Source organism: Bifidobacterium asteroides, from assembly GCF_030758775.1.
Taxonomy (GTDB): domain Bacteria; phylum Actinomycetota; class Actinomycetes; order Actinomycetales; family Bifidobacteriaceae; genus Bombiscardovia; species Bombiscardovia kimbladii.
Genome location: NZ_CP132384.1, coordinates 215,075 through 237,799, shown reverse-complemented (window position 1 = coordinate 237,799; position 22,725 = coordinate 215,075). Strand labels below are relative to the sequence as shown.

18 protein-coding genes and 1 pseudogene are annotated in these 22,725 nt (G+C 63.2%); 11 read left to right on the top strand and 8 right to left on the bottom strand.

What is annotated here, in order from left to right; genetic code table 11:
- Positions 1–160 precede the first annotated feature (160 nt).
- From RAM15_RS00860 to RAM15_RS00845, 4 genes are all read left to right on the top strand, one after another.
- Entirely contained in the window at positions 161–1,633 is a 1,473-nt protein-coding gene (locus RAM15_RS00860) for a DHA2 family efflux MFS transporter permease subunit (protein ID WP_306221665.1), read from the top strand.
- Between the two features lie 101 nt (positions 1,634–1,734).
- On the top strand, positions 1,735–2,970 hold the full coding sequence (locus RAM15_RS00855; protein WP_306221664.1) for an FtsX-like permease family protein: 1,236 nt from the start codon (positions 1,735–1,737) through the stop codon (positions 2,968–2,970).
- Positions 2,967–3,962: an ATP-binding cassette domain-containing protein gene (locus RAM15_RS00850; RefSeq protein ID WP_306221663.1), complete on the top strand. Its 996-nt coding sequence runs from the start codon at positions 2,967–2,969 to the stop codon at positions 3,960–3,962. Before RAM15_RS00855 ends, RAM15_RS00850 begins: the two co-directional genes overlap by 4 nt.
- Before the next feature lie 82 nt (positions 3,963–4,044).
- Complete coding sequence (locus tag RAM15_RS00845; RefSeq protein ID WP_306221662.1) at positions 4,045–4,926, top strand: hypothetical protein; 882 nt, start codon at positions 4,045–4,047, stop codon at positions 4,924–4,926.
- Here RAM15_RS00845 and RAM15_RS00840 read toward each other — a convergent pair.
- Entirely contained in the window at positions 4,905–5,570 is a 666-nt protein-coding gene (locus RAM15_RS00840; protein WP_045923884.1) for an HD domain-containing protein, read from the bottom strand. The genes RAM15_RS00845 and RAM15_RS00840 overlap by 22 nt on opposite strands.
- A gap of 233 nt (positions 5,571–5,803) precedes the next feature.
- Here RAM15_RS00840 and zwf point away from each other — a divergent pair, with 233 nt between their 5' ends.
- From zwf to pgl, 3 genes are all read left to right on the top strand, one after another.
- The gene (gene zwf / locus RAM15_RS00835; RefSeq protein WP_231575765.1) at positions 5,804–7,285 is read left to right on the top strand and encodes a glucose-6-phosphate dehydrogenase; all 1,482 of its coding nucleotides are present in this window, start codon (positions 5,804–5,806) and stop codon (positions 7,283–7,285) included.
- Complete coding sequence (locus RAM15_RS00830) at positions 7,282–8,289, top strand: glucose-6-phosphate dehydrogenase assembly protein OpcA (RefSeq protein WP_306221661.1); 1,008 nt, start codon at positions 7,282–7,284, stop codon at positions 8,287–8,289. Before zwf ends, RAM15_RS00830 begins: the two co-directional genes overlap by 4 nt.
- An 81-nt stretch (positions 8,290–8,370) precedes the next feature.
- Positions 8,371–9,162 carry a 6-phosphogluconolactonase gene (gene pgl, locus RAM15_RS00825; protein WP_306221660.1) on the top strand — a complete coding sequence of 264 codons (792 nt, stop codon included), beginning with the start codon at positions 8,371–8,373 and terminating at the stop codon, positions 9,160–9,162.
- A 29-nt stretch (positions 9,163–9,191) separates the two neighbouring features.
- Here the strand turns inward: pgl and RAM15_RS00820 are convergent, their stop codons facing one another.
- A complete protein-coding gene (locus tag RAM15_RS00820) occupies positions 9,192–9,968 on the bottom strand; it encodes a FadR/GntR family transcriptional regulator (protein WP_306221659.1) in 777 nt (258 codons plus the stop codon).
- A 232-nt stretch (positions 9,969–10,200) separates the two neighbouring features.
- On the opposite strand from RAM15_RS00820, the gene RAM15_RS00815 reads away from it, so the two are divergent.
- From RAM15_RS00815 to gnd, 3 genes and pseudogenes are all read left to right on the top strand, one after another.
- A complete protein-coding gene (locus RAM15_RS00815; RefSeq protein WP_306221658.1) occupies positions 10,201–11,646 on the top strand; it encodes a GntP family permease in 1,446 nt (481 codons plus the stop codon).
- 36 nt (positions 11,647–11,682) lie between these two features.
- Positions 11,683–12,360: a gluconokinase gene (locus tag RAM15_RS00810; protein WP_306221657.1), complete on the top strand. Its 678-nt coding sequence runs from the start codon at positions 11,683–11,685 to the stop codon at positions 12,358–12,360.
- 54 nt (positions 12,361–12,414) lie between these two features.
- Positions 12,415–13,326, top strand: a pseudogene (gnd, locus tag RAM15_RS00805) (phosphogluconate dehydrogenase (NAD(+)-dependent, decarboxylating)); the annotation flags it as partial.
- Here gnd and RAM15_RS00800 read toward each other — a convergent pair.
- From RAM15_RS00800 to RAM15_RS00785, 4 genes are all read right to left on the bottom strand, one after another.
- A complete protein-coding gene (locus tag RAM15_RS00800; protein WP_306221655.1) occupies positions 13,316–14,200 on the bottom strand; it encodes a family 43 glycosylhydrolase in 885 nt (294 codons plus the stop codon). The pseudogene gnd and the gene RAM15_RS00800 overlap by 11 nt on opposite strands.
- A gap of 127 nt (positions 14,201–14,327) precedes the next feature.
- Positions 14,328–15,185, bottom strand: coding sequence for a carbohydrate ABC transporter permease (locus tag RAM15_RS00795; RefSeq protein WP_306221654.1), 858 nt, complete (start codon positions 15,183–15,185; stop codon positions 14,328–14,330).
- Complete coding sequence (locus RAM15_RS00790; RefSeq protein ID WP_306221653.1) at positions 15,182–16,111, bottom strand: carbohydrate ABC transporter permease; 930 nt, start codon at positions 16,109–16,111, stop codon at positions 15,182–15,184. Before RAM15_RS00790 ends, RAM15_RS00795 begins: the two co-directional genes overlap by 4 nt.
- A 13-nt stretch (positions 16,112–16,124) precedes the next feature.
- Positions 16,125–17,375: an ABC transporter substrate-binding protein gene (locus RAM15_RS00785; protein ID WP_306221652.1), complete on the bottom strand. Its 1,251-nt coding sequence runs from the start codon at positions 17,373–17,375 to the stop codon at positions 16,125–16,127.
- 185 nt (positions 17,376–17,560) lie between these two features.
- On the opposite strand from RAM15_RS00785, the gene RAM15_RS00780 reads away from it, so the two are divergent.
- A complete protein-coding gene (locus tag RAM15_RS00780) occupies positions 17,561–18,595 on the top strand; it encodes a LacI family DNA-binding transcriptional regulator (protein ID WP_306221651.1) in 1,035 nt (344 codons plus the stop codon).
- Positions 18,596–18,664: 69 nt separating this feature from the next.
- On the opposite strand, the gene gndA is transcribed toward RAM15_RS00780, so the two are convergent.
- The gene (gene gndA / locus RAM15_RS00775) at positions 18,665–20,131 is read right to left on the bottom strand and encodes an NADP-dependent phosphogluconate dehydrogenase (protein WP_306221650.1); all 1,467 of its coding nucleotides are present in this window, start codon (positions 20,129–20,131) and stop codon (positions 18,665–18,667) included.
- 112 nt (positions 20,132–20,243) lie between these two features.
- Positions 20,244–22,565 (bottom strand): KUP/HAK/KT family potassium transporter, encoded by a 2,322-nt coding sequence (locus RAM15_RS00770; protein WP_045923878.1) that lies wholly within the window; start codon positions 22,563–22,565, stop codon positions 20,244–20,246.
- Between the last annotated feature and the right edge of the window lie 160 nt (positions 22,566–22,725).

The window sequence follows — 22,725 nt, the reverse complement described above, 5'->3', positions numbered from 1 at the left end:
ACGCACCCTCCTTATGGTCTCTGACGACCATTCCCGAGCATAACCTTTTCCGTCCCGATGCGGCACGCCTTCGGCGAAGCGAGTAGACATGCCGACTTACGAAAAAATGACCGCCTCCCTAAGATGGCGTGCTGTTTGTCTGAAGAAGGAGATCATCATCGTGCAAAACACGTCCACCTCTGCCTCTGTTCACCGGTCACGACCGGCCGTCCCCCATCCCTGGCCGGCCATCGCCGCGCTGATGATCGGGGCTTTCGTGGGCATGCTGAGCGAGACCTCGCTCAATATCGCCCTGCCCAACCTGATGGAGAGCTTCCAGATCCCCGCTGCCACCGTGCAATGGCTGGTCACGGGGTACATGCTGGTCATCGGCACCGTCCTGCCCTTCTCCAGCCTGATCTCCAAGTGGTTCACCACCAGGCAGACCGTGATCTTCGGCCTGGTCGCCTTCCTGGCAGGATCGGTGGTCTCGGCCATGGCCCCCACCTTCCCCGTCCTTCTGACGGGACGGCTGATCCAGGGCATCGGCACCGGCCTGATCCTGCCGCTCATGTTCACCGTGGCCATGCTGATCTTCCCGCCAGCCCGCCTGGGCACGGTCATGGGCATGTGCGCCCTGGTCATCATGTTCGCTCCCGCCATCGGCCCGACCCTGACCGGGATCATCCTGGGCAAGCTGACCTGGCACTGGATCTTCTGGTTCTTCACCCCCTTCCTGGTTGTGGCTCTGGTCTTCGCCGTCTGCTTCCTGAAGAATGTGGGGACCATCACCCACCAGCGGCCCGACCTGGCCTCCATTCTGGAATCCATTGTCGGCTTCGGCGGACTGGTGGCAGGTGTCAGCCTGGCCAGCCGGTACGGATGGCTCTCCCCCGTCACCCTGATCATCCTGGTCGTGGCCCTAGTAGCCCTGGTCCTCTATATTCGTCGTCAGCTGAGCCTGGAACACCCGGTGCTCAACCTGCGCATCTTCTCCATCCCGGCCTTCCGCTACGGCGCCACCCTGGTCATGCTGGACTTCGCAGTCATCCTCTCCTCCATGTATCTGCTGCCCCAGTTCCTGCAGCGTGGGCTGCTCCTGCCCGTGGCCATGACCGGCATCCTCATGCTGCCCGGCGGGGCCATCAACGCCCTGGTCTCGGCCTTCGCCGGCCGGCTCTACGACGGCTTCGGGGCTCGTATGCCCGTCCGCTGCGGCTTCCTTGTCGCCCTGCTCGGCACGGTCATCCTCCTGTTCACCGGCCCGCACACCCCTGTGGCCTTGGTGGTTGCTGCCCATATCATTTTGATGATTGGCTGCCCCCTGGCCATGTCGCCAGCCCAGACCTACGCGCTCAACTCTCTGAGCGGCCCGCAGTCCGGCGATGGAAGCACCATCATCAACACCATGCAGCAGATCGTAGGAGCCGTGGCCACAGCCATTACCACCTCCCTGCTGGCCATGGGCGAGGGGCAGGCAGCCGGAGTTGACAAAGCCCAGGCCTTCACCAGGGGCACCCACTACGGACTGGTCTTCACCTTGGTGCTGATTCTGGCTGCTCTGGTCGTCTCTTTGAAGGTGCGCAACTTCTCCCATGCCGAGCAGCCAGAGGCCGAACGGGACATTCAGCAAGCTCCAAGTTCGCACCGCTAGCTTGGGAGCGTCCCTGGCTAGACTGGAGGACGGCGACCGGACTTAAGGCCCGCCATCGTGGGCCGCCCGGTCATCCCTGGAACGCTATCAGGAAGGGTGTCATGTTCGTTCTCAAGAACGCCTGGTTCACCATCAGGCGGCATGCGGCGCGGAGCCTGGTCATGGTTCTGGCCTGCCTGGTCGTGACGGCTCTGGCCACGACGGCGGCCACCGTGCTCCAGGCTGACACCAAGGCACGCACCACAGACTACGAATCCCAACAGGTGGATGCCGTCATCAGCCCGCGCAAGGGAACCAAGGCCTCTCCCCTGGGCTGGAACGAGTATTCCAAGTACGCCCAGCGCCTGCAGATGGATGGCATGCAGTACAAGGCCTACTTCCATGAGACCGCCGACATCAGCCCGGAGGGACTACCCCAGTCAGGCACCTACTCCCTGGTGGGCGTCTCCGACAAGGAGGCCGAACCCACCCTGCCTCACGGCCCCTTCACAGTCGATCAGGGCAAGGGACTGGACTACGCCTCCCAGAATGCCTCCGGCGCCCAGACCGTGCTGATCTCCAAGCAAATGGCACAGGCCAACAAGCTCAAGGTGGGCGACACCCTGACCATCAAGGATCCCCGCCAGCAGGATCAGCAGGTCAAGCTGACCATCTCCGGCACCTACCACTACCGTAAGGCCGCCGATCAGACAGCCAACCGGGCCATTTACACGGCCTATCCCACTTTTGCCATGCTGGGGCTGGATGCAGCCAGCAAGCCCGGAGACCCCGGCCATGAACTGCTCGTGGCCTTCGTCCTGGATTCGCCGAGCACCTACCAGAAGTTCATCAAGGAGCTGCGCAAGGACGGGCTCAAGGCTTCGCAGTACGACATCGACTCCCCCAGCCTGAAGGACTACCAGCGGCGGATGGAGCCTGTTCACAGGGCCGCCGACCAGGCGCGAACCACCATTATCCTGGTCTGCCTGCTGGGCGGGCTGATTCTGCTGGGCTGTCTGTTCCTCATGCTGCGCAGCCGTGCCAACGAAATCGGCATGGCCATCACCATCGGGGTCCACAAGGCTCGGCTGGGTTGGCAGTTCGCCCTGGAGACCCTCCTGCTCACCCTGCCCGGACTGGTGCTGGGCCTGGCTCTGGGCACCGCGATCAGTCGGCCCCTGGGCCGGTCGCTCTTCCGGCTGGGGAGCCTGGCCAGCATGCCGCATGCTGGTCTGATCTGGAAGATGATCCTGATTGGCCTGGCCGTCTGCCTGGTCCTCGCTCTGGCAGCAGCCGCCAGGGTAGCGGCCTTCAGAACCGCCCAGCTATACACCAACGACCTGGAGGACGAGGCATGAGCGAAAAGACATCGGACCAACAGCCAGACGAAGAGTCCCAGGAAAAGGCTGCAGCCAAGGCCGCCGACCAGAAGCAAGCCGCTCAAACAACGGCCGATGCTGAGCAAAAAACCGACGAGAACACCGGCGCCGAACCGCTGCCCGAATCCGAGGAAGAAGCAGCCCCTCAGACGGACGAACAGTCCAAGGAGGATGGTTCTTCGGAAGAAGACGCGTCGATGGCCGCTTTCAAGGTGGTCATCGAGCAGGAAAATGCCGAGGAGAGCGACGACGATCAGGAGGAGGACCCACTGCTGGAGACCGATGACCAGCGGGTGTTGGTTCCTGGCGGCTACCCGGTGCTCTCCCTGAAGCATGTGGATTACACGCGCAAGGTTCAGGGTCGTCCCGAACAGATCCTGGATGATGTCGATCTGGAATTCCAGCGTCGCCGCATCTACTCGGTGGAGACCACTTCGCCTTCCAGACGGGCCGCTCTGATGGCTCTGATGACCGGTCTGCGCGCCCCCACCCAGGGCAGCGTGCTCTTCCGGGGCACGGACCTGCGCCAATTACTGGCTTCCGACTATCGTGGCCATCAGATCGGAGCCATCTTCGGCACCGATGTCTTAAGGCGCGACCTGACCGCCGTACAGAATCTTGTCTACACCATGGAGGCCAGCGGACGCACCTTCCTGGGCCCCAAGGACAATCTGGCCCGTCAGCTGCTGGACGAGGTGGGCTTCCCGGAGCGCCTGCATGACAAGCTGACGGCTGATCTGGGCCACTTGGACTTCCGCCTGGCCTCCGTGGCCCGTGCCCTGTGCTGCGAGTGCGACGTGCTCATCGCCGACGAACCCACCGAGGGGCTGGAACCGAGCGACTGGGACACCCTGCTGGCCACCCTGAAGCGGGTCTCCCGCCGTCATGACTGCGCAGTGATCATCCTGACCTCCGGCGGTTCTGACACCGTGGACGAGGACACCTACGACGACCGATTCATCGTCGATTGAGCCCCAGCCTTCCCGGCCGGGGATGGACAGCACTGCACTGATTTGTTCGGTCATCACCCATGAGGAGTGGATACCCCGGGTCATGACTGAACAAATCGGTTCATGCAACAATGACCCACGCCGGCAAGGGAGGGTCATCCTGCACCATCACCATGGATTCGGACCCGTTCGGGAGGTCGGCGTCAAGGAAGCCATATGGATTACCCCAGGGCTGCTGATCGCTCAGAACGCCTGGCTGGCATCCCAAGGCCGTCCCTCATGGGCCCTGTCAGCCCCACCGACTTTGTGGCTGGATGAACTGGACCAGTCCCTGACCGAACGCAGGATTCTGACTGTGACGGCAGAAACCATCCTGACCTGGCGTCGGCTGCCATCGGAGTTGGGACAACGTCCCTGGTCGCAGCTGGCCGCCGGCCGGGTATCGGGCCTGCCTGCGGCCCGACGGACCCTTGAAGGCCTGCAGAGCGATCTGCGGACAGCCCCTGCGCAATCGCTAATTCGAATCCAGACCCACCTGCCCAATATCCATGAGGAGTGGCGGGTCATCATCGACAGGGATCGAATCGCGGCCTCCAGCGGATACTGCCTGCATGAGGACGAGGGCTCTCGAGCCATTACCACGGTCTTCGACGGCGCCATCTTCGATCCCAGGCATCGAACGATCGCCGAGAACTGCGCCCTCCAGGCAGCCAAGGGTCGATCTCCTGCTCCGATCAGCGTGGATCTGGCCTTCCTCCGTGGATCGGATCGGCCTCTCGTCCTGGAGGGAAACCCGGTCTGGTGCGCAGCCCCTTACGCTTACGGGCCGCAGGGAATGGTCTCGTTCTTGAAAGCCGTAACGACCTGCCGGACCGATCCAGTCGATCCCTATCAACCAGACCCGTGGATGCTGCGCGAATTCGGCGGCCGCTTCCGCAGTTCCTGGGGGCCGGCCCGGCCGGATCAGACGATGGTCATGCCGTAGTGCTTGGCCAGGGGCTGCAGATCCGGCACCCCGTACCGGGCCACCAGCTGCCTCCAGCGGGCCAGGTTGTCGGGACCATACTTGGCTGTGCGCTTGGCGGCAGTGGGCTCGGAGACGAAGATGGGCGGCTGGTGCTTGCTGTGGAACTTGTCCGCATACATGACCACCTCCTGCTCAGGGTTGACCGGCAGGTAGTCGTCAGGCGGCAGGTTCAGATGCTCCTCCTCAACCTGGCGGCGGGTCAGCCCCACCCCGGTATGGTTGCGGGCGAACTGGGCCACCGACTCGTCCACCCCAGCGTCCAGCAGCAAGTGGTAACCCTCCAGCCCATGTTCGATGTACCGCTCGCCCTGGAAGGTCAGGGGGCGGCCCTGGGAACCATCGTCCTTGAGGATCCGGTAGGTACCGATGTCGTGCAGCAAGGCGCCCGTGCGGACCAGGTCACGGTCCAGAGGCCGCTCGGGCAGAACCCCGTCAGGATCATCATCACGCAGCAGGCGTTCGTTGACCTGGTCGGCCATACGCACCGCGAGGGCGGCAATGATCTGGCAGTGGGTGTGTATCAGTTCATAGGCGGCTTGGGAGGGCGCATACTGACGGTGCAGGGCCTCGGCCATGGGAACATTGGGAATCATACCGACCATTCTAGGGATTCCTGCCGCAAATGTGACCTTTGCGACGCTTATGCACACTTCAGCGGATAATCGGCCCTGCCCTTCTGCCTCCGACAGTACACTAGGAGCCACAGTATTTCACGAGGAGCACTATGGACACTTCACCACTTGTGCGCTCCGCCGACCAGCCCGCTCCTCCAGACGAGGACGGCGGCCGACAGGCGCCCTGGCACAACCCCCTGCTGGATCCGCGCGATCTGCGCATGCCGCGCATCGCGGGCCCCAGCTCATTGGTCATTTTCGGCGTCACCGGAGATCTGGCCAAGAAAAAGCTCTTGCCGGCTGTTTATGACCTGGCCAACCGGGGGCTGCTTCCAGCCAGCTTCGGGCTGATCGGCTTCGGACGGCGCGACTGGAGCGACCAGCAGTTCGTCGCCTTTGCGGAGGAGAACGTCCGCGCCCACTGCCGCACCCCCTTCAACGAATCCACCTGGCGACATCTGAGCCAGGGCATGCGCTTCGTCAAGGGCAGCTTCGACGATGCCGAGGCCTTCCGCCGCCTGTCGGCCACCGTCTCGGAGCTGGATCGGGTCCGGGGCACACGCGGCAACCATGCCTTCTACATGTCAGTGCCGCCCAAGGCCTTCCCCCAGGTGGCCCGTCAGTTGGCCGAGTCGGGGCTTTCCCACTCCAAGGAAGGGGCCTGGCGCCGCGTCATCATCGAGAAGCCCTTCGGCCACGACCTGGCCTCGGCCAAGGAGCTTGACCGGGTGGTCTCCGAGGTCTTTGAGCCGGATTCGGTCTTCCGCATCGACCACTACCTGGGCAAGGAGACCGTGCAGAACATCCTGGCCCTGCGCTTCGCCAACATGATGTTCGAGCCGGTCTGGAACTCCAACTACGTCTCCCACGTGCAGATCACCATGGCCGAGGATATGGGGATCGGCGGCAGGGCCGGCTACTACGACGGAATCGGAGCAGCCCGGGACGTCATCCAGAACCACCTCCTGCAGCTGATGGCCCTGACGGCCATGGAGGAGCCGGTCTCCTTCTCAGCATCGGATCTGACGGCTGAGAAGACCAAGATCCTTTCTGCTGTCCGTCTTCCCAAGGACCTGGCGGCCCACACCGCTCGAGGCCAGTACACGGCCGGCTGGCAGGGGTCCCAGCACGTGGTCGGCTACCTGGACGAGGACGGCATAGACCCCTCCTCCACCACTGAAACCTATGCGGCCATCAGGCTGGATGTGGACACCCGCCGCTGGGCCGGCGTCCCCTTCTACCTGCGCACGGGCAAGCGCCTGGGCAAGAGGGTCAGCGAGATCGCCATCGTCTTCAAGCGTGCCCCCCACCTGCCCTTCGAGGCCACAGCCACCCGGGAACTGGGCGCCAACGCCGTAGTCATCCGCGTACAGCCCGACGAGGGCGTGACCATGCGTTTCGGAGCCAAGACCCCTGGCTCGGCCATGGAGGTGCGCGACGTCAACATGGACTTCTCCTACGGACGTTCCTTCACCGAGGCCTCCCCCGAGGCCTACGAGCGGCTGATCCTGGACGTGCTCCTGGGAGACCCGCCCCTCTTCCCCACCACCGAGGAGGTCAATCTCTCCTGGAAGATCCTGGACCCCATCGAGGAGTTCTGGGCAGGACAGGGCCAGCCCCAGCCCTACCGCGCCGGCACCTGGGGTCCGCGGGAGGCTGATCTGATGCTGGCCCGCGACGGATACCACTGGAGGATGCCATGATCGTCAGACTGAACAACACCACTACCTCCGCCATCGCCCGGGAGATCGACGAACTCCACGTTGAACGCGGGGAGGCCGCCCAGGGACGGGTGCTGACCCTGGTCATCATCACCGAGCAGGCCAATCTGGAGACAGCCCTGGAGACCATAAACGCCGCAAGCCGCGAACATCCCTGCCGGGTCATCGCCATAGTGACCGATGCCGAAGACCATCAGGCCGGGCAGGATGCGGACCAGAGGACCGCTGCAGCACAGACCTCTGATGACTGCGTCTCCTACAAGAACACCGACCACAATGGGGATCGCACGCTGGATGCCGAAATACGCTTCGGCTCGGATGCTGGTGCCGGCGAAGTGGTGGTCTTGCGACCAGTGGCAGCCCTGCTGGACCATTCCGACGCGCTGGTCATTCCCCTCCTGGTGCCGGATGCGCCTCTAGTAGTCTGGTGGCCCACCAATCCGCCCCTGGATCCCTCGCAGGATCCCATCGGGACCATGGCCGCCAGCAGAATCACCGATGCCATGGAGGCCGACGATCGCCAGGCCACCTTCGCCGGGCTGCTGGCCCATTCGCACGCTGAGGACGTGGACCTGTCCTGGACCAGGATCACCATCTGGCGAGCGCTGCTGACCTCCATGGTGCAGCAGCCGCCCCACCTGCCCATCCGTTCGGTCAGGGTAACCGGCCAAGCCCACTACCTGCCGTTGGAGCTGCTGGCCTCCTGGCTGGCCCTGAAGCTAAAGGTGCCGGTCACAGTCGAACGCGACCCGCAGGCTCAGGCGGTCACCGGCGTCTACTTCGAACGTCCGGACGGGGTCATGAGCATGGAGCGCCACCATGACGACCAGGCCCGGATCAACCAGCCCGGTCAGGCCCCGCAGACCATCTCCATGCCCCTGCGCTCTGCCGTGGACTGCATGAGCGAGGAACTGGGTCGGTTGGATCCTGACGAGGTCTATCAGGATGTCATCCACATCGGCTGGGGAATGGTCGACCACCAGTAGACCCCCTGCTGCGGCTCAATTCATATGCAAACGTCTGGGTGTAGGCTGAGGCCAGCTTCACCTGCATGCAAGGAGGATCAGATGACCGATCGTCATGTCGTGACTTATGCCACAACCAAGTTGCTCAATCAAGCCGCCGCAGCCCGGATCCTGCTGGAGCTGGGCGACCTCCTGGCCCGTCAGGACCGGGCCGACCTGGCGTTGACCGGCGGCCGGGACGCAGCGGAGGTCTATGCCCTGATGGGCGCTGATCCCCTGAGCCAGAGCGTGGACTGGAGCCGGGTCCACCTCTGGTGGAGCGATGAGCGGTTCGTGGGACTGGAAGACCCGGACCGCAACGACGAACAGGCACGGCGGGCCTGGTATGGCTCGCTGATCGACCAGAGGCTGCTGCCCCAAGCCAACGTGCATCCCATGCCCGTGGACACCCGCAGCCCAGCTCAGGTTGAAGCCGCCGACCAGGAGGAGAACGAACGGGCTCTGACCCAGGCGGCAGCCACCTATCAGCAGGAGATCATCGACCAGCTCGGCCCTGATGGACACATGGATCTAGCCGTCTTCGGCGTGGGCCCCGACGGCCACTATGCCTCCCTCTTCCCCGACCGCTCCGAGGTCAAGCTACAGGACGATGATTTGCTGGTGACGGGCGTCAGCAACTCCCCCAAGCTGCCGCCGCTCAGGGTCACCATGACCACGCCATTCATCCGCCGGACCCCCAAGGTCTGGCTCTTCACCTCAACCGCTGAAAAGGCTTCGGCCGTGGCTGCAGCCCTGGGAACCACAGACGACCCTCATGTCCCCTCCTCGTATGCCAGGGGCACCCTGGAGACCCTCTGGCTCCTGGACGCTGATGCCGCCTCGAAACTGCGCTGAGCCTTCAGCAACAAGAGCCTCTACAGATTTCAGGACTCCGAAGATTCCTCATCCGCAGCAGGGACGGAGCTTTCGGAGTCTTTTCTGGTCATTTGTTCGATAGCCCGATCGGATTCGTCGACGATCCAATCCATGGCGTGGCGGGCACCCTCTGCATCGCCCCGCCGTATCAGCGCAGCCACGTCCCCGTGCAGCCGCAGCGCCTTCTCATCAGCCTTCCTGGGCATAAGCTCATGCCGGGTCCGCCCAGACAGCACTGAAGCAATCACATCGCCCAGGGCCGCGAACATAGCGTTGCCCGATGCCTCAAGCAGGGTTCGATGGAAGGTTTCGTCAGCCCGAAGATAGTCCGGCCCGTCGGCCCGGTCAGCGTTGGCCACCATGTCAATGGCGGCCCGCGTCAGCTTCGCCCAGTGATCCTGATCAGCGTGGCTGGCCGCCAGCTGGGCAGCCATGGGCTCCACGCATGCCCTGAGCTCGGACAGCTCATGCAGGGTCCGCCCCCGGCCAGGTCCGCGCAGCCTCCACTCGATCACCCGCGGATCATAGATATTCCAGAGCCGACGGGGGTTGACCGTGGCACCGACCTTGCGTTTGACGGTGACCAGACCCATGGCCTCAAGAACCCTGGTGACCTCCCTGGTCACCGTGCGCGAAGGCCTCTGGCTATCCAGATTAGGGGCAGGCAATCGGTCGCCCGGAGCGATGGCGCCATCGACGATGGCCGCCCCCCACTGGTCCAGGAGCCGGTCATGCAGGGTGCCTTCTGTAGCGGTTTCGTCCTCAGGCTTGCTCGCGCTTTCCACGAATTCCACTCTAGCAACCGGGCTCGTTTCCAAAGGGATCAAACGATTCTGCAAACTTGTTGAGGCTCCATCCTGCTCTTAGCATGCCATCTTCCAAACCGTCACAGGTTCGTGTAAGATATGGTCTGTTAAGGCATACGTAATATCACACTGTCGATATTATGTAATGCAAAAATAAGAGCCGGAAAGCTGCTCAGGCCGAACGGTTCGCATCCTCAGAGAAGAGGCAGCAATGCTTTTAGCGTCGCAGCCGACAGCCGAAGGGTACCTAACCCTGGCGGCGAGTCAGGCCGTTTCCCTGAACACCACCCAATTGGGCATCAGTCTGGTGCTCAGCCTGGCAGTGCTCATTTTCCTGGTCACCGTCGTTAAGCTTCATCCATTTGTCTCCCTGCTGGGTGCCGCCCTGGTGGTCGGCATCGGTTCCGGCTATGGTCCCGTGGCCACCCTGACCAGCTTCACCGGCGAGTTCGGCTCCACCATGGGCTCCGTGGGCATTCTGATCGGCCTGGGAGCCATGATCGGCAAGGTCCTCATGGACACCGGGGCCACCGACCAGGTGGTCAACACCCTGGTCGCCAAGTCCAAGCCCGCCACCATCCCTTGGATCATGGCCCTGATCGGCGCCCTGATCGGCCTGCCCATGTTCTTCGAGGTTGGCCTGGTCATTCTGGTTCCGGTCATCATTCTGGTGGCCCGCCGTACCAAGCTTCCTCTGATGCGGGTGGCCATCCCCACTCTGGCAGGCCTGTCCATCATGCACGCCTGCGTGCCTCCTCACCCCGGCCCCCTGGCAGCCCTGAGCCAGTTCAAGCAGACCGGCAATGTGGGTCTGACCATGATGTTCGGCATCCCCTTCGCCCTGATCACCCTGGTCGTCGTGGGCCCGGGCTTCTCCCGGCTGGCCTCCCGCTGGGTGCCCATCCAGGCGCCGACCGACTTTGTGGCCAAGAGCGAGCAGGCGGGCAAGGAGGAGACCCGACTGCCCTCCTTCGCCATCTCGGTCTGCTGCATCCTGCTGCCGGCAGTCCTCATGCTGCTGACCTCCATCTTCGAGATCGCCATTCCCGGCTTCAAGGATCGCACGGACGGCCTGGCCCAGACCATCAACTTCATCGGTAACCCGGTCATGGCCCTGGCCATAGCACTGATTGTCTCCATGCTGGTCCTCAAGGCCGCCTCGGGCATCTCCTGGAAGACCGTCAATGACTCCCTGGGAGCCTCGCTGCCCGCTGTGGCAGGCATCCTGCTGATCGTGGGCGCAGGCGGCGGCTTCAAGGGCGTACTGGTCTCCACCGGCATCGGCAAGATCATCGGCACCTTTGTCGAGCACTCCAACATCTCCATCTTCCTGCTGGGCTGGGTCATCGCCGTCTTCGTGCGCATCGCCACAGGCTCGGCCACCGTTTCCATCCTGACCACGGCCGGCATCCTCAGCAACGCCATGACCATGATGCATGCAGGCTCCACGGCCACTACGCTCCTGGTCATCGCCATCGGCGCCGGCTCCATCTTCCTCTCCCACCTCAACGACGCAGGCTTCTGGCTGATCAAGGAGTACTTCGGCCTGAGCGTTGGCGAGACTCTGAAGACCTGGTCGGTTCTGGAATGCCTGCTGTCGGTAGTGGTCCTGGTCCTGGTCATGATCGCCAGCATCTTTGTGCCCATCACCGCCTGAGCGTCATTGTCAAATAACTTTTCAGAAAGGTTGCACATGGTCGACACATCGTCAAAGAATTCCGACGCGCTGAGCGCAGAGGATCACCCGGAGCCCCAGGTTCCCTCGGCAGTGGACAACACGGTTCCCCCGGACTACTTCCAGGGCCGCACGCCCATCCTGGTCATCATGGGGGTCGCCGGCTGCGGCAAGACCACCATGAACGAGCACCTGGGCAACAAGCTGGGCTGGGACATGGCCGAGGCCGACGACTTCCACCCCCAGGCCAACATCGACAAGATGGCCCGCGGCATCCCCCTGAACGACGAGGACCGTTGGCCCTGGCTGGACAGCATCCATGATTGGATCGAGGATCACATGCGCCGTGGAGTGCCCGGAACCGTCACCTGCTCGGCCCTGAAGCGGATCTACCGTGATCGGTTGCGAATGCCAGGCGTGGTCTTCATCCACCTGAGCGGGGACTACGACTCCATCATGGAGCGGCTCTCCAAGCGGAAGGGCCACTTCATGAAGCCGCAGATGCTCCGCTCCCAGTTCGACGACCTGGAGCCCCTGGGACCGGACGAGGTCCACCTGACCATCGACGTGGGTCTGCGCATGTCCCCTGAGATCGAGGCCGAAGAGGTCATCGACACCCTGGGACTGCAGTGCGACGTCAAGGCGCACACCGATCAGATTCAGGCCGAGCGTGCCCGGCAGGCAGCCCGCCAGTAGCACCGACGATTCGGCCCGACCGCGGCCGACCACCAACCATCGCGGTCAACTTCACACTGTTGCAGTCAAGGGAGAGGAACTGACACTATGAAGATTGGCATGATCGGCCTGGGACGCATGGGCAAGAACATGGCGGACCGCCTGCGCACCGGCGGCCACCAGGTGGTCGGCTACGACATCGCCCCGGACTCGGGCAGGGATGTGGACAGCCTGCAAGCCCTGGTCCAGGCCCTCGAGGCCCCCCGAGTGATCTGGGTCATGGTCCCAGCCGGCAAACCCATCGAGTCCACGCTCGATCAGCTGGGTGAGCTGATGGAGCGCGGAGACCTGGTCGTGGACGGGGGCAACACCCGCTTCACCCAGGACCAGGAGCACGCCCAAGCTCTGGCCGCCAAGGGCATAGGCCTGGTGGATGTGGGCACCTCCAATGGCATCTGGGGCAAGGAGAAGGGCTACGCCCTGATGGTCGGCGGATCGGACCAGGACGTGGCCCGGATCCAGCCCATTCTGGACACCCTGAAGCCTGAGGGCGACTACGGTCTGGTCCACGCGGGAGGCACCGGCGCTGGCCACTATGCCAAGATGGTCCACAACGGCATCGAGTACGGGATGATGCAGGCCCTGGCCGAGGGGTATGCGGTCCTGGAGGCCTCCGACCTGATCAAGGAGCCAGGCGAAGTGGTGGAGTCCTGGCGTAAGGGTTCGGTCATCCAGTCCTGGCTGCTGGACCTGCTGGCCCAGGCCCTGAAAGAGGACCCGCACCTGAGCGGAATCGCCGGCAAGGCCGATGAGACCGGCGAGACCAAGTGGATGATCGCGGACGCCCTGGAGCTGGGGGTGCCCACGCCGGCCATCACCTCGGCCCTCTATGCCCGCCAGTCCTCCAAGATCGAGGACCCCATGACCATGAAGGTGGTCTCCGCCCTGCGCAGCGCCTTCGGCGGCCACCCCATCGTCAGGGAGTGACCGGGTTCCGGGCCGGGTACCAGTAGGATCCTACCTGCGGACGGACCTGGACCATGGCGCCGTCATCGGCGAAATCCAAGGGAGCGAAGACGATTTCGCGATGACAGCCGTCGCCCCGGCCGTCCTTGGCGAACCTGTGGTAGGCCACGATCCAGTCGTCCTGGCCTGGCACACGGGTGATGCAGTGGTGCCCTGTAGCCAGGATCCCCTTGGAATGATCAGCCTTGATCAGGACCTGGGGCGCGGTCCAGGGCCCGTCCAGCGATGGCGCCTTGGACCAGCGGATCCGGTAGCTCGGATCCCTGGTGTCGTTCTCCGACCAGGAGGCATAGTAGGTGTCTCCCCGTCGGCAAACAGTGACGGCCTCGCGGAAGTTGTCGGGCACGGCGGAGCGCACCGAACCCTCTTCCAGACGCAGGCCGTCCGGGCTCAGCCGCCCCATGTAGGCACGACCATTGCCCCAGAGCAGATAGGGCACATCGTCGTCATCCACGAAGACCGAGGGATCGATGGGCAGGCAGTCATAGTCCCCCCGAGCGATGAAAGGCTCCTGGGCCGCCCGGAAGGGTCCAGCTGGCCCAGGAGCGACAGCCTGGCCAATCTGCCCGTCGGCCACAAAATACAGGATGCAGCGTCCCTGGCGCACCAGCAGGCAGGGTGCCCAGGCGCCCTGTCCCCCATGCCACCAGGGAACCTGGTCCAGGTCCAGGATTTTTCTGCAGGTCCAGTGGCATAGATCCCCGGATTCATAGACGTAGAAGGCGTGCGAGGACCAATCAGGCAGACCATCCTCGGTGCAGTACAGGTACCAGCGGTCCCCGATCATGACCAGATCCGGGTCTGCACAGTAGCGATGCAAGGGATTGCTCGCCAATCCAATCCCCTTCGACCCTTGATGTGCGCTTGCGAATTCCTCCATGGACTGTGACTCCGATTCCTTACGAGTGCGGCGGCCGGAACCTCCGACCGCCGCCATTGACTACGACCTTCCGACTGGTCACTTACCCCTTGACTGCCCCGGCAACCAGCCCGGAGACGATCCACTTCTGACAGAAGATGAAGAAGACGAAGACCGGGATCAGGGCCAGGACCGTAATGGTCATGAAGCTGGGCCAATCAGTGGTGAACTGGCCGACTGCGTTGTAGACCTGCAGAACGATGGTGCGCAGGTTGGAGCTGCTGATGAAGACGTTGGCCGTCATGAAGTCGTTCCAGGTCGACATGGTCTGGAAGACCACCACCGTGGTCAGGATGGGCCTGATCAGAGGCAGCACGATGCTCCAGAAGATCCTTAGGGGGCCGGCCCCGTCGATCCTGGCGGCCTCGATGACCTCAAAGGGCAGGGACTGCATGTAGCCCACAATCAGGAAGTAGCAGAAGACCGCACCGCCCAGGTACATGATGATCAGGCCCAGGAGCGTGTTGACCAGCCCCACGCTGGACTCCATCCGGTAGAGGGGGATCAGGGTGGACTGGGTGGGAATGACGAAAGCGATCATGAGGATCACCCCGATGACCGAGGTGAAGATCGATTTGCGCAGGATCATCCCGTAGGCGGCCAGGGCTCCGATCAACACCTGGAAGAGGACGCCGAAGAAGGTGACGATCAGGGTGTTGACCAGGCTGCGGACGATGGGCACCGTAGCGAAGGCCCGCGTGTAGTTGCGCAGCGTCCACTGCTTGGGCAGGCCCAGGGGATTGGTAGCCATGTCGGGGATGGTCTTGAAGGTGTTGATCAGGATGTACCAGAGGGGCACAGCGCAGATCAGGGCGATGATCAGCACCACCACGCTCCTGACCGCCGAACGCCGCCGTTCCCGCTGGCTCAGGGTCAGGGTCGAGCTCTTCTTGCTGCTCATTGGAACCTCCTGGAAATCAGGCTGGCGGCGCCCATCTGAGCGAAGACCACGAGGGCCGTGGCCAGGGTGAACAGGACCGCCAGGGCCGAGCCCAGCCCATACTGGGACTGGCCGATGCCCTGCTGAATGATGGACTGGGTCACCGTATAGGTGGAGTACCCGGGGCCGCCCTTGGTCATGGTGTAGGGCAGGTCGTAGACCTTGAGGCCTCCTGACATGAGCAGGAAGCTGGAGGTGACGATGCCCGGAATCAGCTGGGGCAGGGTGATGTGGACGAACTGCTGGCGGCTGGTGGCCCCATCCACCGTGGCCTGCTCATAGAGGTCTCCGGGAATGGACTGCAGAAAGGCCAGATAGAGGGTGGCGTGCCAGCCGATCTGCGCCCAGACCGCGATGAAGATGACGCAGCAGCGGGCCAGGGTCGAATTGGACAGCCAGGGCACCGGACCCAGACCGAAGACACCCAGGATGGTGTTGAAGACGCCTGACTTCATGGGCGAGAAGATGTACTTCCAGACCATGCCCATGATGGCCAGCGATGGCACGCTGAAGAAGAAGAACAGGGAACGGGCGAAGTTGCGGCCCCAGAACTTCCGGTTCAGGGTGACAGCCAGGGGGATGGCAAAGATGGTCACCAGGACCGTCTGGGCCACGGCGTACAGGATGGTGAACACCAGGCCCTGCATGGTCGAGGAATCGGTGAACACGCTGTGGTAGTTCTTCCAGCCCACATAGTGCATGTTCAGGCTGTAGCCGTTGAAGTCGGTCACCGAGTAGATGATGGTCTGCACCAGCGGCACCGCGAAGAGGACCACGAAAACAGCCAGGATAGGCAGGAGGAACCAGAAGGAGGTCAGATCCTGCCGCAGGCCGAGCATGCGCCGCCGATGGGCGTTGGCACGCTCCGAGGCAGATTGGGTAGCCATGATCCAGCCCTTCCTACTTGACCGAGGCCATCTTGTCGTCGATGGCCTTGGCCCACTGATCCAGGTTGATGGATCCTTGGACCAGCTGCTGGGTCTCGGACTGGCGGACGGTAGTCAGCACATCCGGCTTGGCGTAGAAGTTCATGAGCAGGAAGTAGTGGCCCGGCTGCACGTTGGCCCGGTAGACCTGCTCATATTCGGGCTTGACCTTGGCCTTGAACCCCTGGACGGTGATGGCATCCCCGTTGTCGGCCGAACGCTGCAGGGCCCAACGGCTGTCCATGAATGTCAGGAACTTCTGGGCTGCCTTGAGCTTGGCGCCCTTGAGATGCGAGTAAATGGCGTAGGCAGGCGACGGCGATCCCTGGGCATAGTTGACCATGCCCTTCTCCATGAGCGGCATGGGGGCCATGCCATACTTGAGCCCGGACTGGCCGATGGATGGCAGGTCCCAGGGGCCGGTGCAGATCATCGCCACCTGGCCGTTGATGAACTGGGTCTTCATGTCGTCGCCGCTGATGCCGACCGTGTCCCGTGTGACCAGGCCCTGGTCGTAGAGCTTCATCCAGGCCGCAGCCGCCTCACGCTGATCACTGCCCGGCTTTTGAGGACGGCGGTCGATCAGGCTGGTCACATCAACCTTGTCCCTGTCGAACTGCGAGCCCATGAAAGCATCGGGGATCCTGCTCGGGCCATCGGCGATGGTCTCCAGGAAGGGCGTGACCCCGGCCGCCTTGAGCTTCTTGCACAGCTGCAGGAAGCCATCCCAGGTCTGCGGCACCTCCTTGGCGCCCGCCTTGGCCAGCAGATCCTTGTTGTAGACGATGCCCGAGGCCCAGGAAGACACGGACATGCCGTAGACCTTGCCCTGGTGACTGACGAAGTCCTTGTTGGCCTTGGAGATGTTGCGCATGAAGGGCTCATTGGTCAGATCCCGCACGTAGCCGTTCTTGATCAGGTCAGCCTTGTTCTCGGAGGTGATGACGAACACATCCGGTGCCTGGTTGCCGACCAGCCGGGTCTGCAGGGTCTGGATGTACTCAGGGGTCGGCGGCGAATAGCTGAAGTCCACCTTGATCCCCGGGTTCTCCTGCTCGAATTGGTCGATGTATGGCCTCATCACCTGTTCGTTGTTCCATGACAGGAAGGTCAGCGTGGTCTTGGATCCGTCAGCGCCACCAGCCCCGCAAGCACCCATGGCCGACACCACCATGCCGACCCCAAGCGCCGCAGCTATGCCCTTCCATGCTCGCTTCAGCTTCATGACTCCTCCTTGCAATCAATCCTCTGAACATCCGTCCGGGCTGTTCAACGTCGAGACCCGGGAATTGACACGATTCAACTGCTGTCACCATATGGTATAGCACGTTGGTTGAATCGTGTCAATTACATCCTGATAAGGCCACCCGCGTGCCTAAGATAATGGCTGAACCCCGGGAAAGGTGCGAGATGGTGACGATGAGCGATGTGGCCAAGGAGGCGCAGGTCTCTCGAGCCACTGCCTCCTATGCCCTTCGAGGCGATACACGCATAGCGGATGACACCAGGCGCAGAGTCCTGCTCGCAGCTCGCAAGCTCCGCTACTCGGCCAACCTGTCAGCCAGAAGCCTGCGCTCAGGCAAGAGCGGCATCATCGGGGTGGCCATCTTCGAGCTGGACAAGCCCTATCCTGCGCAGATGAGTGCGGCCATCTCCCGGCAGATCAACGCCCACGGCATGCAGGCCATCATCCAGCAGACCTCCAACTCCAAGCAAGACGAGGTCTCCATACTCCGGCATGTGACCAGCCAGCTCTGCGACGGCACCATCTTCAGCCCAGGCAGCATCACCAACGAGGAGATGCAGGAGCTGGCCGACGGCAAGCCTCTGGTCCTGCTGGACGACCCCTCGGCCCAGCCGGTCTTCGATTCGGTCATGACGGCCGGATTCGAGGGAGCCGCCATGGCTGTGCGGCACCTGCTGGACTGCGGATGCCGACGAATAGGCGTAGTGGGTTCCGACATGACGGACAGCGCTGATCCGGTCCAACGACATTCGGTCCGCGGCCGCAGGGTAGCCGGCTGCCTGAAGGCTCTGAAGGACGCCGGAATGAAAGCCCGCCCCAAAGACTTCCTGCCCCTGGACCGCTGGGACGGGGAGATGGCCCGCGATCTGGGCCATCATCTGGCGGACACGTCCGGCCTGCCCTTTGACGGCATCTTCTGCATGACCGATTCTCTGGCCTTAGGTCTGATTCGAGGACTGCACGAATGCGGCGTGGAGGTCCCCCGAGACCTGGCCGTCGTGGGATTCGACGGCATCCAGGAGGGAGAGTCCTACATACCCTCGCTGACCACCATCAGCACCGACAAGGAGGATCTGGCCCGCAAGGCGGTGGATGCCCTCCTGGCCCGTCTGCAGGGCGACGACGATAGTCGTCCTCCCACTCGGACGACTGCAGCCTGCCGGCTGGTGGTCCGGGAATCCACAGCCAAGATCCGTTGACAGGTTGACGAAAGGGTCCGCGCTGCCGATTGAGCGGCTGTGCGGACCCTTGCGATTCTGGCGAGAAGCTCAGTCCTGCTTGATCTCGGACTTGTCCTCGGCCCAGAGGGTGTGGAAGGCGCCTGGCTGATCCACGCGCCCATAGGTGTGGGCGCCGAAGAGGTCACGCTGGCCCTGAATCAGGGCGGCGGGGAGCCTATCGGAACGCAGCCCGTCGTAGTAGGACAGGGAGCTGGCGAAAACAGGGATGGGGATGCCGGCCTGGGTGGCGCGGGCCACGACACGCCGCCAGGAATCCTGGGCCTGCTCGACCGCCTGCTTGAAGAAGGGGTCGAAGAGCAGGGAGCCCGGCTCACGGCCAGAAGCATATGCATCGGAGATCCGATTCAGGAACTTGGCCCGAATGATGCAGCCGCCGCGCCAGATGCGGGCGATGGCACCCATGTCCAGCTTCCAGCCGTAGACCTGGGCACCCTCCTGCATCTCGTTGAACCCTTGGGCATAGGCCACGATCTTGGAGGCGTAAAGCGCCTGGCGGATGTCCTCGATGAAGGACTTGCGAGCCTCGGGGTCGTCGGCCAGGTCGGCCATGACGGCCTTGGGCTGCGGCCCCTTCAGACCCTCTTGGGCCGCCTGACTGCGCAGCTCCGGCGAGGAGGACAGCCCCCGGGCAAAGACGGCCTCGCCGATGCCGGTCACGGGCACGGCAAGATCCAACGCGGTCTGCACGGTCCAGGTGCCGGTGCCCTTCATGCCGGCCTGGTCGGTGACGATGTCGATGAAGGGCTTGCCTGTGGCAGCATCGGTGTGATGGAGCACCTCAGCGGTGATCTGCACCAGATAGGAGTTCAGATCCCCCTGGTTCCACTCTTCGAAGACCTGGGCGATGGCCTCAGGCTCCATGCCCAGGCCCCGGCGCATCAGGTCATAGGACTCGGCGATCACCTGCATGTCGGCGTACTCGATGCCGTTGTGGACCATCTTGACGAAGTGGCCCGCACCGTCGGTGCCGATGTGGGTGACGCAGGGCTCGCCATCGACCTTGGCGGCGATGGACTCCAGGATGGGCCCCAGGGTCTTCCAGGACTCATCGGTCCCGCCGGGCATCATGGAGGGCCCCAGGAGGGCGCCCTGCTCGCCGCCCGAGACGCCGCAACCCACGAAGTGCAGCCCGCGGGCCCTGATGGCCTTCTCCCGGCGGATGGTGTCCTTGAAGTAGGCATTGCCGGCATCGACGATGATGTCACCGGGCTCCATCAGGTCGGCCAGGTCATTGATCATCTGGTCGGTGGGATCCCCGGCCTTGACCATGATGATGGCCGTGCGGGGCTTGGTCAGCGAGGCCACGAACTCCTGCAGGGTCTTGGCCGGGACGAACCGGCCCTCCTGGCCATGATCGCGGATCAGGGTCTCGGTGCGCGAATAGTGGCGGTTGTAGACCGCTACGGTATTGCCGTGCCGTGCCAGGTTCCTGGACAGGCTGGCACCCATGGCGGCCAGACCCACGACTCCGATATTGGCTTGAGCTTGTGTCATCACATCACCTTTCGACGGTAGCCCGGAAAGGCCGGGCACCAGGTTCCATGCCGTCAATTCTATGGCCCGGACTCGATTTGAGCCAGGCTCCCCGGGGTGAGATTCCACTCACTCAGCCCTTGTGGTGCTTGCCGCCCTTGATCTTGCGGGAGGGCAGGACTACACGCGTCAGCTTGGGAACGGCCCTGGTGGAGACGAACAGGGGTTGCACCTCCACAATGGGGTTGTAGGGAGCCAGACCGAACCACTTGATCGGCGAGCCTGCCACCTTGCGGATGGCGTACTTGACCTTCAGCGAGAAGGCGCCGCGGGAGTCGATCTTGGACTCGGGCATCAGTGCCTTGTGGACCAGCACATAGGTGACTGTGCCGATCTGCGGGTCTTCGTCCACCTTGGGGTAGATGGAGGGCTGCTTGGGCAGCTCGCCGCTGTCGATCAGCTCGTGCATGATCTGGTGCAGGTAGGTGGCCACATTCTGATCCACCTTGAAGCCCAGCCTCATGCGCACGCGGAAGAGGTAGTTGGTGCCGAAGTTCTCCACCGAGTACTTGCGGGTGTAGGGGGCGTCCGTGGTCTGGACCGAGACGGCCCACCAGGCCCGGGCCCGCTTGGGCCGGTTGGCGAAGATGGAGAAGAAGATGTCGGTGTCCAGCCGCCGCATCTCCGCGTCCGAGGTCAGATAGACCAGGTTGTCCGCATAGTAGGGGACGCGGAAGTCGTTATGGAGCATCTCCAAGGCGGGCAGACACTCCTTGGCCGTCATATGCCGGCGTTGCGAACGCTCCACCTTGGTGCCCACATCCCAGGTGTACATGATGTAGAGGATGGCCGCGGTCAGCAGCATGGTGAACCAGCCGCCGTGCATGAACTTGGCCATGGAGGCCATGAAGAAGAGGATCTGGATGGCCAGGAAGACCGCAGCGAAGAGCAGGGAGAGCATACGCTTGCCGTCGTGCCAGATGTAGTCAGCCAGCAGAACGGTGGTGGTGATCATGGTCACCGTCAGAGCCAGTCCGTAGGCGGCCGAAATATGCTCGGAATCCTTGAATATGGCCAGCACCGTCAGCGTGGCCACACACAGGACCCAGTTGATGGTGGGGATGTAGAGCTGGCCGCGGGTACGCGCCGGGTAACGCACCTGAAGGTGAGGCATCCAGTTGAGGCCGGTGGCCTCCGAGACCATGGTGAAGGCTCCCGTGATCAGGGCTTGCGAGGCGATGACGCCGGCCGTCACTGACAGGAGGACCGCCACGTAACGCACGGTAGTGGGCATCATCTGGAAGAAGGGATTGAGCCCGTCCACACCCTGCAGGGCCTTATTGTCGCGGTTTCGCAGGATCCATGCCCCCTGGCCGAAGTAGTTGAAGACCAGGGCGATGTTGATGAAGGGCCAGGTGGCGTAGATGTTGCCGCGGCCCACGTGGCCCATGTCGGAGTAGAGAGCCTCGGCTCCTGTGGTCGACAGGAAGACCGTGCCCATGATGGTCAGGCCCACCGGATTCTGCGGGCTGAAGAGGAAGCGGATCCCGTAGACCGGGTTCAGCGCCTCGAAGATGGACCAGTCGTTGCCGATGCAGTAGATGCCGATCAGGGCCAGGAAGGCGAACCAGACCATGACCACGCTGCCGAAGACCTTGCCGATCCGCTCGGTTCCGCGCGACTGGACCGCAAACAGGATCAGGATGATCACGAAGGTGATGACCATGGTCAGGTTTCCGTTTTCACGGAAGATCGGAGTCAGCACAGGGATGGTCTTGAGTCCTTCGACTGCCGAGGATATGGAGACCGCCGGAGTCAGCACCGAATCAGCCAGGAAGGCTGCGCCGCCGACCATGGCCGGGATGGCCAGCCATTTGCCGTAGTGCCGGACCAGGGTGTACAGGGCGAAGATGCCGCCCTCGCCCTTGTTGTCGATGCGCATGGCCACCAGAACGTACTTGACCGTGGTGATCAGCGTGATGGACCAGAAAACCAGGGAGAGCATGCCCAGCACGGCCGCCCTGTCCACACGGGCCATGCCTCCCTGCCCGGCCACGAAGGCCTGCATGGTGTACAGGGGTGAGGTGCCGATGTCTCCGTAGACCACGCCCAGGGCGACAATACACATGCCCAGGCTGATCCTGTCTGGCGAGGACTGCACCCGCCGCCACCAGCGGCCCAGAGGACCCTTTGGCGGGGTGCGACGACGCTGGGCTGCCCGCTGGGCCTCGCGCCGGACCCGCTTGAGCTCGTTCTCCTCCTCCCGGGTGCGGGACTTGGCAGAAATCTTGGGAGCCTTGGTGAAGCTCTCCTGAGGAAGTATCGATTCTTTCGTCGGCCGACCCTTACGACGGGCCGTCGTCGGCTTCGCCGCTTTTTCACCGGATAACCGGGGTGGTTCGTCAGCGCCCCTGCCATCATCCTGAGCCGCCAACTCATGCCGCTCATCCGCCATAGAGCCCTCCATCGGCCAATGCCTTCACTCATCTACTTCCGGGTGCCGTATGTTGCTGTGCGCACACGTGCGACGACAACCGTAGCACTCTCCCCCCACACTTGGCGGGGGCGATTCAGACCGCGACACTCCATAAGCTTAATCCCGCCCTGGCACTATG

Bases quoted from the DNA above. Each gene is read 5' to 3' on its own strand.
- RAM15_RS00855 (WP_306221664.1), top strand. From the start codon at position 1,735: ATGTTCGTTCTCAAGAACGCCTGGTTCACCATCAGGCGGCATGCGGCG.
- RAM15_RS00850 (WP_306221663.1), top strand. From the start codon at position 2,967: ATGAGCGAAAAGACATCGGACCAACAGCCAGACGAAGAGTCCCAGGAA.
- RAM15_RS00845 (WP_306221662.1), top strand. From the start codon at position 4,045: ATGACTGAACAAATCGGTTCATGCAACAATGACCCACGCCGGCAAGGG.
- RAM15_RS00840 (WP_045923884.1), bottom strand. From the start codon at position 5,570: ATGGTCGGTATGATTCCCAATGTTCCCATGGCCGAGGCCCTGCACCGT.
- zwf (WP_231575765.1), top strand. From the start codon at position 5,804: ATGCCGCGCATCGCGGGCCCCAGCTCATTGGTCATTTTCGGCGTCACC.
- RAM15_RS00830 (WP_306221661.1), top strand. From the start codon at position 7,282: ATGATCGTCAGACTGAACAACACCACTACCTCCGCCATCGCCCGGGAG.
- pgl (WP_306221660.1), top strand. From the start codon at position 8,371: ATGACCGATCGTCATGTCGTGACTTATGCCACAACCAAGTTGCTCAAT.
- RAM15_RS00815 (WP_306221658.1), top strand. From the start codon at position 10,201: ATGCTTTTAGCGTCGCAGCCGACAGCCGAAGGGTACCTAACCCTGGCG.
- RAM15_RS00810 (WP_306221657.1), top strand. From the start codon at position 11,683: ATGGTCGACACATCGTCAAAGAATTCCGACGCGCTGAGCGCAGAGGAT.
- RAM15_RS00795 (WP_306221654.1), bottom strand. From the start codon at position 15,185: ATGAGCAGCAAGAAGAGCTCGACCCTGACCCTGAGCCAGCGGGAACGG.
- RAM15_RS00790 (WP_306221653.1), bottom strand. From the start codon at position 16,111: ATGGCTACCCAATCTGCCTCGGAGCGTGCCAACGCCCATCGGCGGCGC.
- RAM15_RS00785 (WP_306221652.1), bottom strand. From the start codon at position 17,375: ATGAAGCTGAAGCGAGCATGGAAGGGCATAGCTGCGGCGCTTGGGGTC.
- RAM15_RS00780 (WP_306221651.1), top strand. From the start codon at position 17,561: ATGGTGACGATGAGCGATGTGGCCAAGGAGGCGCAGGTCTCTCGAGCC.
- gndA (WP_306221650.1), bottom strand. From the start codon at position 20,131: ATGACACAAGCTCAAGCCAATATCGGAGTCGTGGGTCTGGCCGCCATG.
- RAM15_RS00770 (WP_045923878.1), bottom strand. From the start codon at position 22,565: ATGGCGGATGAGCGGCATGAGTTGGCGGCTCAGGATGATGGCAGGGGC.